This window comes from Rhodothermales bacterium (assembly GCA_041391505.1).
GTDB lineage: Bacteria > Bacteroidota > Rhodothermia > Rhodothermales > JAHQVL01 > JAWKNW01.
In genome coordinates, this window is record JAWKNW010000007.1 from 154,990 (window position 1) to 172,426 (window position 17,437).

At 62.2% G+C, this 17,437-nt stretch carries 19 protein-coding genes and 1 tRNA gene; 12 read left to right on the forward strand and 8 right to left on the reverse strand.

The features are described 5' to 3' along the window. Window positions 1-41: 41 nt before the first annotated feature. The 5 genes from fabG to R2834_09450 form a co-directional block, all read right to left on the reverse strand. Window positions 42-791, reverse strand: coding sequence for a 3-oxoacyl-[acyl-carrier-protein] reductase (fabG, locus tag R2834_09430; protein ID MEZ4700539.1), 750 nt, complete (start codon window positions 789-791; stop codon window positions 42-44). 12 nt (window positions 792-803) lie between these two features. Next, entirely contained in the window at window positions 804-1,838 is a 1,035-nt protein-coding gene (locus tag R2834_09435; GenBank protein MEZ4700540.1) for a beta-ketoacyl-ACP synthase III, read from the reverse strand. Between the two features lie 43 nt (window positions 1,839-1,881). After that, window positions 1,882-2,892, reverse strand: coding sequence for a phosphate acyltransferase PlsX (plsX, locus tag R2834_09440; protein MEZ4700541.1), 1,011 nt, complete (start codon window positions 2,890-2,892; stop codon window positions 1,882-1,884). A 133-nt stretch (window positions 2,893-3,025) separates the two neighbouring features. Continuing rightward, on the reverse strand, window positions 3,026-3,217 hold the full coding sequence (rpmF, locus tag R2834_09445) for a 50S ribosomal protein L32 (GenBank protein ID MEZ4700542.1): 192 nt from the start codon (window positions 3,215-3,217) through the stop codon (window positions 3,026-3,028). A gap of 74 nt (window positions 3,218-3,291) precedes the next feature. Beyond that, on the reverse strand, window positions 3,292-3,702 hold the full coding sequence (locus R2834_09450) for a DUF177 domain-containing protein (protein ID MEZ4700543.1): 411 nt from the start codon (window positions 3,700-3,702) through the stop codon (window positions 3,292-3,294). 943 nt (window positions 3,703-4,645) lie between these two features. Here R2834_09450 and dnaA point away from each other — a divergent pair. Together dnaA and dnaN are read left to right on the forward strand one after the other, a co-directional pair. Then, window positions 4,646-6,202: a chromosomal replication initiator protein DnaA gene (gene dnaA / locus R2834_09455; GenBank protein MEZ4700544.1), complete on the forward strand. Its 1,557-nt coding sequence runs from the start codon at window positions 4,646-4,648 to the stop codon at window positions 6,200-6,202. 160 nt (window positions 6,203-6,362) lie between these two features. Further along, the gene (dnaN, locus tag R2834_09460; GenBank protein MEZ4700545.1) at window positions 6,363-7,490 is read left to right on the forward strand and encodes a DNA polymerase III subunit beta; all 1,128 of its coding nucleotides are present in this window, start codon (window positions 6,363-6,365) and stop codon (window positions 7,488-7,490) included. A gap of 65 nt (window positions 7,491-7,555) precedes the next feature. On the opposite strand, the gene R2834_09465 is transcribed toward dnaN, so the two are convergent. The 3 genes from R2834_09465 to R2834_09475 form a co-directional block, all read right to left on the reverse strand. Continuing rightward, window positions 7,556-8,962, reverse strand: a complete 1,407-nt coding sequence (locus R2834_09465; GenBank protein MEZ4700546.1) for a glycosyl hydrolase 53 family protein — start codon at window positions 8,960-8,962, stop codon at window positions 7,556-7,558. A gap of 154 nt (window positions 8,963-9,116) precedes the next feature. Beyond that, window positions 9,117-10,025, reverse strand: coding sequence for a hypothetical protein (locus tag R2834_09470; GenBank protein MEZ4700547.1), 909 nt, complete (start codon window positions 10,023-10,025; stop codon window positions 9,117-9,119). Beyond that, the gene (locus R2834_09475) at window positions 10,022-10,723 is read right to left on the reverse strand and encodes a sigma-70 family RNA polymerase sigma factor (protein MEZ4700548.1); all 702 of its coding nucleotides are present in this window, start codon (window positions 10,721-10,723) and stop codon (window positions 10,022-10,024) included. Before R2834_09475 ends, R2834_09470 begins: the two co-directional genes overlap by 4 nt. A 259-nt stretch (window positions 10,724-10,982) precedes the next feature. Between R2834_09475 and rplM the strand changes: the two genes are divergently transcribed. The 10 genes from rplM (at window position 10,983) to R2834_09525 (ending at window position 17,427) form a co-directional block, all read left to right on the forward strand. Continuing rightward, window positions 10,983-11,426 carry a 50S ribosomal protein L13 gene (gene rplM, locus R2834_09480; protein ID MEZ4700549.1) on the forward strand — a complete coding sequence of 148 codons (444 nt, stop codon included), beginning with the start codon at window positions 10,983-10,985 and terminating at the stop codon, window positions 11,424-11,426. Window positions 11,427-11,465: 39 nt separating this feature from the next. Beyond that, a complete protein-coding gene (gene rpsI, locus R2834_09485) occupies window positions 11,466-11,861 on the forward strand; it encodes a 30S ribosomal protein S9 (protein MEZ4700550.1) in 396 nt (131 codons plus the stop codon). Between the two features lie 123 nt (window positions 11,862-11,984). Next, window positions 11,985-12,803 carry a 30S ribosomal protein S2 gene (rpsB, locus tag R2834_09490; protein MEZ4700551.1) on the forward strand — a complete coding sequence of 273 codons (819 nt, stop codon included), beginning with the start codon at window positions 11,985-11,987 and terminating at the stop codon, window positions 12,801-12,803. 58 nt (window positions 12,804-12,861) lie between these two features. Further along, window positions 12,862-13,689, forward strand: coding sequence for a translation elongation factor Ts (gene tsf, locus R2834_09495; GenBank protein MEZ4700552.1), 828 nt, complete (start codon window positions 12,862-12,864; stop codon window positions 13,687-13,689). 231 nt (window positions 13,690-13,920) lie between these two features. Next, window positions 13,921-14,688 (forward strand): UMP kinase, encoded by a 768-nt coding sequence (gene pyrH / locus R2834_09500; GenBank protein ID MEZ4700553.1) that lies wholly within the window; start codon window positions 13,921-13,923, stop codon window positions 14,686-14,688. 60 nt (window positions 14,689-14,748) lie between these two features. Continuing rightward, window positions 14,749-15,318, forward strand: coding sequence for a ribosome recycling factor (gene frr / locus R2834_09505; protein ID MEZ4700554.1), 570 nt, complete (start codon window positions 14,749-14,751; stop codon window positions 15,316-15,318). A gap of 65 nt (window positions 15,319-15,383) precedes the next feature. Continuing rightward, window positions 15,384-15,472 (forward strand) — tRNA-Ser (locus R2834_09510). 107 nt (window positions 15,473-15,579) lie between these two features. Beyond that, complete coding sequence (locus tag R2834_09515) at window positions 15,580-16,461, forward strand: YicC/YloC family endoribonuclease (protein MEZ4700555.1); 882 nt, start codon at window positions 15,580-15,582, stop codon at window positions 16,459-16,461. Then, window positions 16,458-17,060 carry a guanylate kinase gene (gmk, locus tag R2834_09520; protein ID MEZ4700556.1) on the forward strand — a complete coding sequence of 201 codons (603 nt, stop codon included), beginning with the start codon at window positions 16,458-16,460 and terminating at the stop codon, window positions 17,058-17,060. The genes R2834_09515 and gmk overlap by 4 nt, the downstream gene beginning before the upstream one ends. A 64-nt stretch (window positions 17,061-17,124) precedes the next feature. Then, window positions 17,125-17,427, forward strand: a complete 303-nt coding sequence (locus R2834_09525; protein ID MEZ4700557.1) for a DNA-directed RNA polymerase subunit omega — start codon at window positions 17,125-17,127, stop codon at window positions 17,425-17,427. Window positions 17,428-17,437 lie beyond the last annotated feature (10 nt).

A 17,437-nucleotide genomic window follows, 5' to 3' on the forward strand; every position in this document is an offset into this window, starting at 1 on the left:
GTCGATGAGGGCGCTGCCGTCGGCGGCATGGGAGGGGCTGACTACATGGCCAGGCCGCCATCAACCAGGAGCACTTGCCCCGTAATATAGTCCGCAAGGGAGGAGGACAGAAAAAGGACGGCGGAGGCGATTTCTTCCGGGCGGGCCGTGCGGCCTACCGGAATCTGACCGGTCAGTTCCTCACGCGCCTTTTCAGGCAGTTCTGCGGTCATGTCGGTATCGACATAACCGGGCGCGACGACGTTGACGGTCACCCCGCGGCGGCCCAGTTCCTTGGCCAGACTTTTCGAAAACCCGATGATGCCGGCCTTGGACGCGGCATAATTCGCCTGCCCGGCATTACCCATAACGCCGACCACCGAGGAAATGTTGACGATCTTGCCGGCGCGTTGCTTCATCATCGGCCGGTAGGCGGCCTTGGCGTAGTTGAATACGCTCTTCAAATTCGTCTCGATCACCGCGTCCCAGTCCTCTTCCGACATGCGGATCATGAGGCCGTCGCGGGTGATGCCGGCGTTGTTGACCACCACGTCGATCGAACCCCAGGCCTCGATGATGGCCTCGACGGTCTTCTGCGCGTCGTCAAACGAGGCAGCGTCGACCTGGAATGCTAGGGCCTCCGTGCCTTTTTGTTCGAGTTCCTTGCGGAAGGCCTCGGCCTGCTCGACGGAAGAGCGGAACGTAAACGCTACGCGCGCGCCGGCGTCGGCAAACGCCTCGGCGATGGAACGGCCGATACCGCGGGTACCACCGGTGACCAGAACATGCTTTCCTTTGAAATCGAACGACATGATGGGGAGGGCTTAGGCGTTGGCGCGCGCGGCGGCGCTGGCGGTGGAATGGACGTCGGCCCCGTTGTAGGCCCATTTGACATACGCGGCGCCCCAGGTGAATCCGCCGCCGAAAGCGGTAAGAATCAGGTTGTCGCCCTTCTTGAGGTCGGCCTCCCAGTCATGGAGGCACAGCGGGATCGTCGCGGCGGTCGTATTGCCGTACCGCTCGATGTTGAGCATCACCTTGTCGTTGTCCACGCCCATGCGTCGGGCGGTCGCGTCGATGATGCGCTGGTTGGCCTGGTGCGGAACGAGGTAGCGGATATCCTCGCCGGTGAGTTCGTTCCGTTTCATGATCTCCTCGGCCACATCGGCCATCCCGACCACCGCGTATTTAAACACCGTCTTGCCGTCCTGGTAGGCATAATGCAGGCGCGCGTCGACCGTGTCGTGCGAGGCCGGCTTCAGGCTGCCGCCGGCGGGCATGCACAGCGCGGCGGAGTTCGATCCGTCGGTATATTCGATCGTATCGACGATGCCATACCCCTCGGTGTCCGCCTCCAGCAACACGGCGCCGGCGCCGTCCCCAAAAAGAACGCACGTCGTGCGGTCCGTATAGTCGACGATGCTCGACATCTTGTCGGCGCCGATCACGAGCACCTTTTTGTGCCGGCCGGAGGTGATGAACGACGCGCCGGTAGACAGCGCGAAAAGGAATCCACTGCACGCGGCGGACAAATCGAAGCCCCAGGCGCGCGTCGCGCCGATCTGGGCCTGGACCAGGCACGCCGTGGCGGGAAACACCATATCCGGCGTCACGGTCGCCACGATGATGAGGTCAATTTCCTCGGCGCCGATGCCTCGTTTCTGGAGCGCCTCGCGGGCCGCCTCGGCCGCCATGAACGCGGTAGCCTTGCCTTCTTCCTTCAGGATGCGGCGCTCACGAATTCCGGTGCGCGTACGGATCCACTCGTCCGTGGTATCCACCATCTTTTCCAGTTCGGCATTCGTCAACCGGTAGGAGGGCAAATAGTGACCGACGGCGGTGATAGCAGCCTGCAACATAAGCATCTAGACTGTGGGATAAATACGAAGGGGCCCGGACGGCTCAGTCGCTGAAATTGTCGGAAAGCCGGTCCGACAGGTGCTGACTGACGACCCGGGAGGCCGTCACGATCAGCTGCTCGATGGCGCGCGCCGTGGAGCTGCCATGGCCGATCAGCACGTTGCCGGCGATGCCGAGCAGCGGCGCGCCCCCGTACTCTTCGTAGTTGAACCGCTTCTGGATACTGCCCAGCAGGGTTTTGACCAGTTGCCGCTGTTCGAGTGTGAACTGGAGCCGGTCCATTTCTTCGGCCACCATCGTAGAGAGCACGGTGGTCATGCAGCTCTCGCCGAACTTGAGGACGATGTTGCCCACGAATCCGTCGAAGACAACGACATCGGCAGCATAGTTGAGCAGATCGCGCCCTTCGATGTTGCCGATAAAATTGATGGTAGTGTCCGCCTTGAGCAGTTCGTAGGCGGCTTTGGCCTGTTCGTTACCCTTGCCGGGTTCTTCTCCGATGTTCATCAGCGCCACGGTGGGGCGAGGGCGCTGGAGCACCTGTTCGACGAAGATAGACCCCATCTGCGCGAACTGCACCAGATGCTCCGGCTTGCAGTCCACGTTCGTGCCCATGTCGACGCTGATGGTATGTTTCCCCTTGGTGGTAGGGATGAAGCCGAGCAGCGTGGGGCGCGCGACGTTGGGCAATCGACCGAGGATGAACAGCGACGCCGCCATGACGGCGCCGGTGTTGCCGGCGCTGATAAAGGCATCGGCCAGCCCTTCTTTCTGGGCCTTGAGCCCGACGTGTATCGACGACCGGGGCTTGTTTTTTACCGCCGATGCGGGCTGTTCGCCCATGCCGATGACTTCAGGCGCGTCTACGATCTCGATCGGTAGTCCTTCGCAATTCCCGCAGCGTTCCATCTCTTCGCTGACGATCGCTTTGGGACCAACGAGGAGAATTTCGAGATTACCCCCCGCGCGTTGCAATGCTTGTACAGCTCCTTGAACGACCACGGACGGAGCGTGATCTCCCCCCATCGCATCCACTGCAACTCGAATAGCCATGTAAATTCCACGGGTCTAGCTAAACCACGCGCAGGAGGATAGGTACCTTGCCTGCACGTCGTAACGGGAAGGCCTTAAGGATAAAGGATCGCCGCCTAAAGCGCAAAGGGCCGAGCCGGGCGGCCGGCATCCATCAGGCGGCTTCGGCGCCTTCCACGATCTTGCGCCCGCGGTAGTATCCGCAGCTCGGGCACGCACGGTGACGGACCTTCACGTTGCCGCAGTGGGTGCATTCGACCATCTGGGGCTTGGTGAGGCTATTATAATAGACTGCGCGCCGCGAGCGGGAGCGTGCCTTCGAATGCTTGCGTTTTGGGTTAGCCATGGTTGGTGTTCGTTAAGTACCGGATCAACAGGGTATAATCTCGAGGGGGCGGCTTCCCGTCGCCCCAGAGCGGTTCATGACACGGGTTCGTCACCCCGCAGCGTGCGAAGCGCATCCCACCGGGGATCATGGTTTTCCTCCGGGTCGGCCGGCGCGCCAAACTGCAGGGGCAGCTCTTCGTCGTCGGCCCCGGGCGCCACGCGTCGCTGAGGCAGCGCGAGCAGGAGCGTATCGCGGACGGGCTCCGTGATGTCGATCTCATCCTCATCGGGAGCGAGATCGACCACGTCGTCCATCGTATCGTCTTGCGCATCCATCGCGCCGCGCGTCACGAAGAGCATCGCATAATCTCCGGATACCGCTTCGTCGTACGGGACGACGGTGCGATCGCAAATCAGGCGAGCCGTGCCGCGCGCCGTAATGCGCACGTACACGTTGTCCGGCTGCACATCCAGGCGCACGTGCAACGAGATGTCGCGAAACATGCCGGGATCCAGATCCAATGCTTCTGGCTCCGGGTTCCAATCGAATTCGTGAGGGCCGTTTTTAAGCGGCTTGAGATCAATTCGAACCATGTCGCTTCACCTCGACGGCGCACAGGACCGCCGACCGGGCAATCGTTCATGAACGACCCGGGGAGCGGGCTCCCTGGATCGCCTTGCATACACGGTGCGCAACGGCACCGATACAGCTGAGCCATAATTCCCACTCACACATAAGGTTTCCTGAATCGCGCCAAAAAGCCCGTGAACTTTACAAAACGCCCCGATATGGTTTGCAACTTCGTTACTCTTGAACGCCAAAAATCCCAGACCACTTGCTTGACGTTCCAGGGCCTATTGGTTACCATAAAATCCCAGTTAGGGGAATGCTTCGGAGTGCCTACGCACACGGTTCTGTCACAACCGGTTCTGTCACAACTTCGCGTACACCTCCATACACGCCACGGCCATGCCCGCCCGCACGCACATCGCGGGGAGCTCCGGCCTGTGAGGGAGATCGCCTGCAGCAGCGCATCGCGTGTCCGTCTCATTACCCGGTTTTGTGAATAACATGTGCAAAGCCGGCGGTTCAAGGTGAGATAGTACAGAGGGAGCGAGTACAGGGACGCGTTCTTACGTCCAATGGTGTCTCATTTAATGAACACCTCGCGCCAAAATCAGCCTTTTTTGGCTATTTGACCGCGTTCCGTGTTGTTGATAACTTGTCGACAAGTGTGGCCCATGGAAGGCCCGCGTTGCATCGCCGTGCGCCGCGTGTTTTCGCCATGTGCATAAGTAGTGCATATCTGCGCTCACGGTCCCGGGGCGCATCATTCCTGACACGCTCCGCACGTCTCTTCTGGCTGGGAACGCTACGAAACACCTTTACCGACGCAACCTCCCGGTCGCGCGCGTACCCGTATCAGACGGAAGCCACTCCACGCACATGAAACAATCGGCTGAAGTTGTCTGGCAATCGTGTCTCGACATCATTCGAGACAACGTCAGCAGGCAGAGTTTTAAGACCTGGTTCGAGCCGCTCAAGGCCGTGGGGCTCAATGAGGAGGACGGCCACGAGAAACTGACCATTCAGCTGCCGAGCCGGTTCTACTACGAGTGGCTCGAAGAACATTATTACGCGCTGCTGCGGAAGACCGTGCTCAAGGTCATCGGCCCGAACGGCCGGCTCTTCTACAATGTCGTCATCGAAAAGGACGACGCCGATACCGGCAGCCGGGACGCGTCCGTCCAGGTGCCGGCGCGCCAGGCCGATGGCGAAGCCCACGGACCGGCGCCGGCGTCGCCCAACCGCCCGCCGAGCCGGCCGGCGCCCGTCACGCCGCATCCCTTCGACACCGCTCCGGCTACAAACGGCCACGCCGCATCGCCGCGCCCCACGCCGCCCCCGCCCCCCCGGCCCGGTCCGTTCTCGAACCCGTTTATCATCCCCGGCATCAAGCCCGCGCCGGTCGAAAGCAATCTGAATCCGTCGTATACGTTCGAGCGCTTCATCGAAGGCGATTGCAACCGGCTGGCGCGAAGCGCGTCCCTCGCGATCGGCCAGCAGCCCGGCGCCACCAGCTTTAACCCCTTCATGATCTACGGCGGGGTGGGCCTCGGCAAAACCCACCTGATCCAGGCCATCGGCAACTACGCCCTCGCGCATCACAACGCGCGCTCGGTCCTCTATATCTCGAGCGAGCGCTTCACGAACGAGTTCGTGCAGGCCATCCAGAACAACCGGGTCAGCGAGTTTTCCCTGTTTTATCGCCAGATCGATCTCCTGATCGTCGACGACGTGCAGTTCTTCGGCGGCAAGGAGAAAACCCAGGAAGAGTTCTTCCACATCTTCAATACCCTCCACCAGTCCGGCAAACAGATCATCCTCTCCGCCGACCGTCCCCCGCGCGACATCCCCGGCATCGAGGAACGGCTGCTGTCCCGGTTCCAGTGGGGGCTCTCGGCCGACGTCCAGCCGCCCGAGTTCGAGACGCGCATCGCCATCCTGCAGCGCCGGGCGGAAGACGACGGGATCGAGATCGCGCGCGATGTCGTGGAGTTTATCGCCCACCACGTCAAGAGCAACATCCGCGAGCTCGAAGGCGCCCTCATTCGCCTGCTCGCGCACGCGACGCTGCACAAACGCGAGATCGACCTGCCCCTGGCCCGTGAAGTCCTCAAGGACCTGATCAAGGATACGCGGATCAACCTGACGATCGACGAAATTCAGCGGATTTGCTGCGAGTACTTCGACATCACGGAGGATCTCGTGCGGGGCAAGACGCGGAAACGCGAAGTCGTCCAGGCGCGCCAGGTCGCGATGTATTTCAGCAAGGAGCTGACGCAGCATTCGCTGAAGACGATCGGGCTGTATTTCGGCGGGCGCGACCACTCGACGGTGATCCACGCCAACCAGAGCATCGAGAATCAGATCGAGACCAACGCCAAGTTCGCCGGCATGATCGCCGAGATCCGCCAGCGGCTCGACGTCCGAAGCCGCTAAACGCCGCGATCCGTCGAAACCTTCCGGGCGCCGTGTCGTTGCCGTGGTCGCCGGAATACGTCCTCCCATCCCTGATTTGATCGCTTGCGGGGATGGACAAGCCCCTCGTTAAAGCGTAGATTTGTATACCATTTCCGTCCCTTCATCAGCATACCGGACCATGAAGTTTACCGCCTCGAGTGCCGACCTTCTGCGAGCGCTTACGACCGTGAGCGGCGCTGTCCCGACGAAGAGCACGCTCCCCGTGCTCGAGTGCATCCTGTTCACGCAGGAAGACGGCAAACTCAAGCTGACCGCAACCGATCTGGAGATCTCGATCGTGCAGTCGCTGCCGGTACAGTTCGATGCGGCCGCCAGCGGACGAAGCCGAATCGCCGTGCCGGCCAAGCGCCTGCTGGACACGCTGCGCGCGCTGCCTTCGCTGCCGATTTCATTCGCCGCCGACGACGAATTTCATATCACCCTGAAGACGGATCAGGGCATCTACAAGATGGTCGGGTTCGACGGCGCCGACTATCCCGCCCTCCCGGAGATTTCCCGCGCCCACACCATCCAGCTCGGTGGCCCCGCCCTGCGCCGCGCCATTCAGATCACCAGCTTCGCGGTAAGCCGCGACGCCCTCCGGCCGGCGATGATGGGCATCTACTTCCAGGTCAAGCAGGAAAACAGCCGGATGGTGGCCACGGACGGACACCGGCTCGTCCGCCTGACCATGGAGGATGTCACGAGCGAGCAGCCCCGGAATTTCATCGTGCCGGAGAAAGCGCTCGCGCTGGCCGCCCGCGTCGTCGGAGACGATGCCTGCACGATCACGGTCGACGACAGCTATGCCGCCTTCGATCTGGGTTCCAGCCAGGTGTTGACGCGCCTCGTCGACGAGAACTACCCGAATTACGAAGCCGTCATCCCGATGGAAAACGACCGCCGCCTGGTCATCAATCGCGACGCCATGCTGGCGGCCGTCAAGCGCGTCGGGCTCTACTCGTCGAGCATGACGAACCAGATCCGGCTGTCGCTCGACGCCAACCGCATCGAGATCTCGGCCGAGGACATCGAGCGATCCAGCGAAGCGCGCGAGACCGTCCTCTGCGAATATAGCGGCGAGCCCATGGTGATCGGTTTTAACGCGGTATACCTCACCGACGTACTGAGCCACATCGCGGCCGACGATATCGTTTTCGAGCTGAGCACACCCAACCGCGCCGGCATCGTGACGCCGCTCGAACAGCGCGACGGCGAAGACCTGCTGATGCTCATCATGCCGGTGATGCTCAACACCTACGCCTGACCGCCCGAATCGCGTCCTGCCAACCCAAAGCGCCGGATTCGCCTATCGATCCTGTCAGGGTCTCGTCATTGCCTGACGATGCGGACATATATGGTGCCTTGAGCCGACGCGATCGCGCACAGATAGACGCCGGCCGGCACGCGCCGACCGCTTCCGTCCCGCCCCTCCCAGTGCCACATCACGCCGCGCGACGTCGTCGTGCCGGCGCCCAGCACCGCAACGGTTCTCCCCAGGCTGTCGACTACGTGGGCATGGAGCGGTGAGGTTTGCGTCGCGCCCGGATAAACGATGGTAACGAGCGAAGTAAACGGATTCGGGTAGGCGTCGACCGGAGCCGTGGCCGCCGGCGAGGGCCCGGGCCAGAGCCCGGTAGCGGACTCCGGCTCGAAGGCCTTGAGCGACGCCAGCGCAGCGCCCGAGAAGTCGAACAGCGCCAGGTTCTCCATCACCGATCCAAAGCCCGGCGCACTGATGGCGATCGGCTCCCAGAGGTAGATGCCGCGCCCGCGCTGCCCCGGCGTCGCCTTGACGCGGCGAAGCAGTTCGCGAAAGTAAGCCTCCTGGCCGGCGACGGTGGCGGGATACGCATCCAGCAACTGCCCCGCTTCGCCCACGAGATTATTGGTATTGTCCTTCCACTGGAGCGTCCAGGGATATCCGGTTTCCACGACGATGATATCCTTCCCGTACCGGACGGCGAGATCCGCCATGTTATTCGACAGGTCGTCCAGCGTCCCGTGCCACCACGGGTAATAGGACAGCCCGATCAGGTCGAACTCGACCCCCTGCGCCTGCAGATGGTCGTAAAACCACCGGCTGCCCCCATTGTCGCCCCCCCGATCGATATGCACCATGATCTGCACCGATTCGCCGGCCGGCACGGCGCTCATCACGCCCTCGCGCGCGGCAGCCAGCAATCCGGCCAGCCGGCTCCACTGCGCGGACGTGTTGAAGGCGTCGCAGACGCGTCCCGTATCCCACAGCATCCCGCAGATGATCTCGTTGCCGATCTGGACGATCTCGGGGAGGGTTTGCTGCCGGGCGAGCGCATGGATTACGCGAAACGAATAGGCGCGGACGCTGTCCCGAAGCACTTCGTAGCCTGATCCGTCCCAGGCTGCCGGCACAAACTGCTTGCCGGGATCCGCCCAGTTGTCGGAGTAATGGAAATCCAGCAGCACGTCGAGGCCGGCGTCTTTTGCGCGCCGCGCGGCGGCGAGGGTCTCTTCGAGTCCGTTTTTTCCCGCCTCGGGCGTGTGCCAGATCCGGAGACGGGCCGCGTTGAAACCGTGGGATGCCAGGATGGCCAGCGGATCTGCCGTGATGCCGGCCTCCGAAAACACCCCGCCGCCGGCCTCCACTTCTTCGAGAAATGAGATGTCCGCACCGACGCGAAACGACGCCTCCTGCCCACTGGCCTTTAAACCGATAGACAGACAGCCCCAAAGCGCGCAAATCAGGATATAACGCATCGTGCTACCGACGAGGGTGATACCGGCTCAATCCGCTCCCGGAAACGCGGCGGGATACGGGGAACGGGGCAACGTGCTGTGTTTCAGGCCACGAGCCACTGAACCGTCTTGCATACAACAAACCCTACAGGCACGACGGCCGCGCGTTCCGGGATCAGTCCCGCAGGCGAGCCAGCAGTTCGGCGGCTTCCGTTGCACGATGCGAGTCGCCGGCGGCTACTTCCACCAGCAGCGGTCGCGCATCGGACGCGTCGGATCCGGCGAGATACACCTTTGCCAGCGCAAACCGGGCTTCCTGTCCCAGAAACGACGTCGAAGACGCGTCCTGAATCACCCGTTTCAGCAGCGCGGCCGACCGATCCAGCGCGTCGGCGTCGTACCGGGGAAAGAGGCCGAATCCGGAAGACCGCGCGTGCTTGAAAGACGCCAGCGCGTACCGGTAGGCCAGGTCCGCCGGGATGTCGCCGTCCGGCAGGGCCTCGCCGCGCACGATCGTGTCGTACCCGTCCAGGTCGAGTTCCGACGCCGGCATGTACGCCAGCCGGTCAATCGCCCGAAGCCGGGCCGAAGGAATGCCGACGAGGAGACAGACCACGGCCACGGTCGCCAGCACTATGCCGCGTCGGCGCAAGAAACGGCCGGCCCGCTGGAGCGGTGCGCGGTCCCGCCGCGCCTGCTCCTCCCGGTCGGCCGCGAGGTCGGCCAGGGAATGCCCGGACAGCTGCTCAAAACGGGCCACCGGGTCGACCGGGGCGGTGAGACGCTGGAGGCGGTCGGCCAGTTCGCGATAGCGGGCAGACAGCGCCGGCGAAGCCGCGATCGTTTCGAGCAGCGTGTCGTGGTCCGGCTTCACCTGGTCGAACAACGCATCGATCAGGCGATCCGCCATGTCGGCATCGGACGGGCGGGGGGGCGCCGACTGGATTTCCTCGAAAAGCGCCCGGGCCTCTTCCAGCACGCCGGCGTAGTGCGGGTGGTTGGCCACATAGGCCTCGACGTCGCGACGGGCGGCCTCGCCCAGTACGCCATAACTCAGGATGTATTCCTCTATCGTTCGCGTCATGGTTCGATCTCGTTTTCCCTACCAGACAGCCGGCGCGGCCGGTGCGTACCCTCATTGGCGGATTCTTCATCGAAATGATGCCGGCAGAACAGCACGAAGTCCGGGTCCGCGCGGAGGCGTTGCAACGAACGGTTGATATAGGAGCGCACCACCACGATATTTTTTTCGGTCAGCCTCCCGATCTCCTCGTACGTTCGGCCGTGAACCACCTTCAGTTCGCACACGTCGCGCAGGTACTCGGGAAGCCGGCCTATCGCGGCGGTGAGGGCGCGATAGAGCACCAGCACATCGTCATGCTGAATGGCCGGCTCTTCGACGAGGGCCGTCTCCGGCGGCAGGCCCCGAATCATCTCGGGGTGCGTGAGGCGCCGGTAGTTGACATACTGGTTGTGACACACCACGCTCACCCAGCTCGCGTAGCGATCCCGGTTCTGGAGGGAATGGCGTTTGTCGACGACCTGCTCGTAGATCCGGCCGAGGAGGCTGTCGAGATCGACCTCATTGAGCGAGGGGTCCCGCAGGAATTTGGTCAACAGGTAGCGCCATACGAAGCAGTAGGTCCATAGATCGATCACGCGGATATCGGCCGGCCGGCGGTGCCGCAGCCAGTCCGCATAGAGGGCGTTTACGCGATCGATGTCGTCGATCGCGAAGGGGAGGTTGCGCTTGAGGGCGTGGAGGGCGTCGAAGGAGGACATGGGGGAGGCTGGTCGTTCCTCCCAAAAAAATAAGCGATCACAGGGCCGAGCGCCACCATTTATGACGCCCATAAACTTCATCAAGATTGAAGGAAGAATGCGCGGATTGAAAACATCGGAATCTGCGTGGCGTGTCAGTCCTCGCCCAAAAGTGCCGGGATCCCGGCGCTAGCATTGCGGTTAAAGGCTGGCTCTGGCCCTGTCGGGGCCTGCTTATTGCCATTTTTATTCTTCCTGAAACGCTGAAAGAGGGGTCCCGATGGATACCAACAGCTTTAAGACCTACAGCGCACGGCCGGTGGACGTTGAACGCGCGTGGCACGTGATCGACGCGGAAAACGTGGTTGTGGGTCGCCTCGCGTCGCATGTCGCCACCTTGCTACGCGGCAAGCACAAACCCAGTTACACGCCCCACATCGACACCGGTGACCACGTCATCGTGATCAATGCGGACAAAGTCCGGTTCACCGGAAAGAAAGAGACCGACAAGGAATACTTCAGCCACACCGGGTATCCGGGCGGCGTGAAGATCCGGACCCCCAAGGAGATGCGGACGCGGAAGCCGACCTTTGCGGTCGAAAACGCGGTCAAGGGGATGCTGCCCAAGGGGCCGCTGGGGCGCCAGATGCTGAAGAAACTCAAAGTATACGCGGGGCCGGAGCATCCGCACGAGGCGCAGAACCCGCAGCCTCTCGCGCTCTAGTCCTGGTTCACAACACCGTAGCACTGCGATCTATCCATTATGTCTGCACCTGTACAATTCGCGGCGATCGGCCGTCGTAAAACGTCGGTAGCGCGCGTGTATCTGCGTTCCGGCAACGGCACGATCACCATCAACAAACGCACGATCGAAGATTACTTCCCGCTTTCCTGGCGGCGCAAGGAGATTCTGTCGCCCTTCGATACGACGGGGACGACCGGCAACTTCGATGTCGTGGTGAACACGAACGGCGGCGGCCCGACGGGCCAGGCCGAGGCAATTCGCCTGGGCATCGCGCGCGCGCTCGTCAAGTACGACGAAGCGCTGAAGAAGCAGCTCCGCGACGCGGACCTGCTGACCCGCGACCCGCGCATGGTCGAACGTAAGAAGTACGGCCGGCCGAAAGCCCGCAAACGCTTCCAGTTCTCGAAACGCTAGGCGCCTTGCCCTCGCGTATTTTCTTCTGAAATCACTCATACGCACCCGATACCTGACCGGGTGGCCTCGTACCGAGGTCTGGCCAGGTAAGCGACGGGCGTAGCGGAAATCAACCCGACTATCATGAGCAACGAACAGACTACCGGGCATCGCGTCCCGATCGAATCCCTGCTGAAAGCCGGCACGCACTTCGGCCACCTCACCCGCCGGTGGAACCCGAAGATGAAGTCCTACATCTTCATGGAGCGCAACGGTATCCACATCATCGACCTGATGCAGACACAGGCGATGCTGGACGCCGCGGCGGAAGCCGCCATCCGCTTCACCAAGATGGGCCGGCGCATCCTTTTCGTAGGCACCAAGAAGCAGGCGAAGGACATCGTCCGCGTCCACGCCGAGTCGTGCAAGTCCCCGTACACCGTCGAACGCTGGCTCGGCGGCACGCTGACCAACTTCCAGACCATCCGGAAAAGCATCCGCCGGATGGAGGACATCAAGAAGATGGAAGATGACGGCACGGTCGATCAGCTCAAGAAAAAAGAGCGGCTCATGAAGCAGCGCGAGCGCGAGAAGCTCGAAAAGGTGCTCAAGGGTATCGCCGACATGCCGAAGCTGCCGGGCGCGGCGTTCATCGTCGACATCAACCGCGAGCACATCGCCGTCAAGGAAGCGCGCAAGCTCGGTATTCCGATCATTGCGATCGTCGATACGAACTGCGATCCGGATCTGGTCGACTTCCCGATCCCCGCCAACGACGACGCGCTCAAGTCGATCGACCTGATCACGTCCGTGATCGCCGCCGCCATCAACGAAGGCTATAAGGCGAAGGGCATCGATGCCGCCGAAGAAGAAGCGGAAAGCGAACGCCTGGAGATGGAACTCGAGGCCGATGAGCCCGATGCGATCGAAGAAGAGACGGCGGACGAAGAAGACGACGCCTGATCGTCCCCGCTGTTTTCTGCCGTGTTACTGATCTTGATTTAAAGCGAACGATACTACCATGTCGATTTCTGCCCAGGATGTGAAACGACTCCGCGAAATCACCGGAGTCGGTATGATGGATTGTAAAAAGGCCCTGGCCGAGGCGAATGGCGACTTCGACGCCGCCATCGACCTGCTCCGCAAAAAAGGCCAGAAAGTCGCCGCCAACCGCGCCGATCGCGACGCGAAGGAAGGCCTGATCGTCACGGCGGTCAGCTCGAACGGCAAGAGTGGCGCGATCGTGGAAGTTAATTGCGAGACCGACTTCGTCGCCCGGAGCGACGATTTCACGCAGTTTGCGGAAGGCGTCGCATCGGTGGTGCTCGAGAAGAAGCCGGCCGACGCCGACGCGCTCCTCGCACTGCCGTACAAGGGCGAAACGGTCGGGTCGGCCGCGCTCGCGCTGACCGGCAAGGTGGGCGAAAAGGTGGACATCCGCCGCTTTCAGGTCGCCTCGTCGTCCGATGGCGTCATCGTGCCCTACGTGCACCCGGGCTCGCGGCTCGGCGTGCTGGTGGAGATGCTGGGCAACGGCAACACCGCCGATGCGGGTCGCGACGTAGCCATGCAGGTTGCCGCCCTCAACCCGGTCGCCACGCGCCCCGACGAAGTGCCGAACGACCTGAAGGAGAAAGAAATCGAGATCGCGCGCGAAGCCGCCCGGAACGACGGCAAGCCCGAGGCGATGCTCGATAAAATTGCCCAGGGCAAGCTGCAGCGCTACTACAAGGACAACGTGCTGATCGAACAGCCCTTCGTGAAGGATGCCTCGATCACCGTGAAAGAAATGCTGCGACAGGCTTCGGTGGATGTGCGAACCTTCTACCGATTCGCCCTCGGCGACTGATTGCGCTACGGCATCCGCCCTGGCAGGCACCCGCCTGCCAGGGCGTTTCTTTTTCTGGAGACTGGCCGATTTCTTACCCCACTTCGCCAATCCCCCATCGCGTTTTCACCCCTCTCTTTCCCCTGTTCGTCTGCCCGCCGGCTCCACTGAAACGACCGGATCCAGACGCTGTCTTACAGGTATGGAAGCGATAGTTGAACCGTTCACCGATGCACCCCGCGTTCCGTGATTATGCAAGAGGACACTCCAACGACTGATACCCTCCGCTACAAGCGCGTGCTGCTGAAATTGAGCGGTGAAGCCCTGCTCGGAAAAAAGGATTACGGCATTGACGACGAGGTGCTCACCGGCTACGCGAACGCGGTGCGGGATGCACGCCAGCTCGGCGCCGAAGTCGCCATCGTCATCGGCGGAGGCAACATCTTCAGGGGCATCGACGCCAAGCAGGGCATGAAACGCGCGCATGCCGACTACATGGGCATGCTGGCCACGATGATCAACGCCATGGCCCTGCAGGATGCCCTCGAACAGGCCGGCCTCAAGACGCGCCTGCAGTCGAGCATCCACATGGACGAGATCGCCGAGCCCTTCATCCGCCGGCGCGCCATCCGTCATCTCGAAAAAGGCCGCGTCGTCATCTTTGGCGCGGGTACGGGGAATCCGTATTTTACGACCGACACGGCGGCGTCCCTGCGCGCGCTGGAGATCGATGCGGATGTGATCCTCAAGGGCACGCGGGTAGACGGTATCTTCACCGCCGACCCCGAGAAGGACCCGACCGCGGAGCGCTTCGCCCGCATCCATGGGAGCGAGGTCATCCAGCGCGAATTGAAAGTAATGGATATGACCGCCTTCACGCTGTGCAAGGAAAGCCGGCAACCCATCATCGTCTTCAACATGGACGATCCGAGCAACCTGCTCCGGGTCATCAAGGGCGAATCGATCGGGACGCTCGTCTACTGGACCGGCCAGCCGGCTGTTTCCATGGCTCCCCGCTAGCAGAACGGGCAGCCTTCCCGTTGCACGATACCTCCCGAACTTTGACTGAAAGGTTGAACGATGGTTGACGAGATGATCAAAATGGTGCTGGATGACGCCGAGGACAAGATGAATCGGGCGATGGAGCATCTGCGTCATGAGTTGAGCAGCATCCGGGCGGGCCGCGCCACGCCGGCCATGCTCGAGCATATCCGCGTTACGTATTACGGAGCGAATACCCCGCTCAACCAGATGGCCAACGTTTCGGCCCCGCAGCCGGACCTCCTCGTCGTCCAGCCCTGGGACCGCTCCGCGCTCAACGATATCGAGAAGGCCATCATCGCGGCCAACATCGGCGTGATGCCGTCCAACGACGGCGTCATCATCCGTGTGCCCGTCCCCCCGCTTTCCGAAGAACGCCGGCGCGACCTCGCCAAGACGGCCCGGACGCGCGGCGAAGACGCCCGCGTCGCCGTGCGCAACATCCGCCGGCACGTGAAGGACGAAATCAAGTCGCTCCAGCAGGACGAAAACCTCCCCGAGGACATGCGCTACGAGGCGGAAGAGAAGCTGCAGGGGATGACGGACCGCCACATCGAGAGCATCGATAAACTGCTCCAGCGCAAGGAAGAGGAAATCATGGAAGTGTGAGGCGGCGGCGGTCGGAACTTGTCTCCATGACTGGGGATATGCTAGACCCTGCTTCCTGACTCGATGGAGAGATGACCGAGTGGCTGAAGGTGCACGCCTGGAAAGCGTGTGTGCCCCTATCGGGGTACCGAGGGTTCGAATCCCTCTCTCTCCGCCGCGACTCCTGAGCCGGATCGCGCCCGCGATCCGGCTCTTTTATCATCGATCGTCTGGTATTGCCGGCCCCTTCTGGCGCCCCGGTTCAACCCTCCCCTAGCTCCTATGATTGCAAGCATGACCGGCTTCGGCCGTGGCCGCGCCCAGAACGATACCCTGGCGCTCGTTGTCGAAATCCGCTCCGTAAACAGCCGCTACTGCGAGATTTCGTCGCGCATGCCCCGTCAGCTTGCCGAGTATGAGAATGCGGTTCAGAACCAGGTCAAGCTCTCGATCTCGCGGGGCCGGATCAGCATCTCCGTGCAGCCCGAGACGGCGGGCGACGTGGCCATGCCCGTTCGGATCGACCCCGTCCAGGTGCGGGGCTATACCCAGGTGCTGAAGACGCTGGCGCGGGAAGCCGGCATCGACGAACCGGTTTCTCTGAGCCATCTCTTGAACTTCCCGGATCTTATCACTACTGTCGAAGAGACCCTTGCACCGGGAGACGCCACGCGGGACCTGTTGATCGCCGCGACCGAAGAAGCCATCCAGCAATTGTCCGCCATGCGGCTGCAGGAGGGCGAGGCGCTCCGGCAGGATCTCGCGATGCGGCTCAATCTGATCGAAGAGCGGCTTCGGGAAGTCGAAACCCGCGCACCGGAACGCATCGCCGAGGCCCGCGCCCGGATGACGGAACGCCTGGCCGAACTCTTCAGCGACGATCGGGTGGACCGCGACCGGCTCGAAATGGAGATCGTCATGCTGTCCGATCGGCTCGACGTCACCGAGGAGTGCGTACGGCTGGCCTCGCATGTGCAGATGTTCCGCGAGGCCATGACGAGCGACGAGCCCGTCGGACGCAAGCTGAACTTCATCGTCCAGGAGATCAATCGCGAAGTGAACACCATCGGCTCGAAAGCCAACGATGCGCGTGTCGCTCACCTGGCCGTCGAGATGAAAGAAGAGCTCGAAAAAATTCGAGAGCAAGTTCAAAATATTGAATGAACGCAACCCCATCCCGGTACGGCGTCGTAGTGCTGACAGCGCCCAGTGGCGCCGGCAAGACCACGATTGCACGGCGGGTTCTCGCGGCATGCCCCACGCTTAAGTTTTCGGTCTCCGCCACCACGCGCCCGCCCCGCGATTACGAAAAGGAAGGCATCCATTACCATTTCCTGTCCGCGGCCGAGTTCGAACGGCGGGTCGACGCCGGCGATTTCCTCGAATACGAGGAGGTCTACCCCGGCTGCTACTACGGCACGCTGCTCTCCGAGATCGAACGGATCGGACGCGTCGGCACCGCGCTGCTCGACCTGGATGTGCGCGGCGCCATGCGCGTCAAGGAATTGCTGGGCGACGACGCCCTCGTGCTCTTCATCCGACCGCCTTCCATGGCGGCCCTCGAAGATCGCCTCTCGAATCGCGGGACGGAGTCCGAGGATCGGTTAAAGGTGCGGCTGGATCGGGCGAAAATGGAGATGGGGTACGCGTCGCGGTGCGACCACGTCGTCCTGAACGACGACCTCGAAACGGCGGTGGAGGAAACATTAGAGCTGATACGCGAGTTTCTGGCCGAGCGAAATCACGCGACGACGGACATCTGACGCCTCTTTCCGGCCGGATGCCGGCGTACTTTATTCTCTGCGATACCAAGCCCTATCCGTATTTATGGCCATTCGAACCATCGACGTAAGCGCGCTGACCAGCGAAACGGGCAGCATCTTCGAAACCGTTGCGATCCTCTCGAAGCGTGCCCGTCAGTTGTCCTCCAAGGGGAAGGCCGAACTGGATGAGAAGCTGTCCTATTTCGAAGGGTTTGGCCCCGAGATGGAAGACACGCGGATGACGGAAGAGCAGGTGCGCACCTCGATCGAATACGAAAAGCGGGCCAAGCCGCCGGAAGTGGCGATCAACGAGATGCTCGACCGCGAGATCTACTTCCGTAATCCGAACGAGGACGAAGGCCTCTGATCGGCGCGCG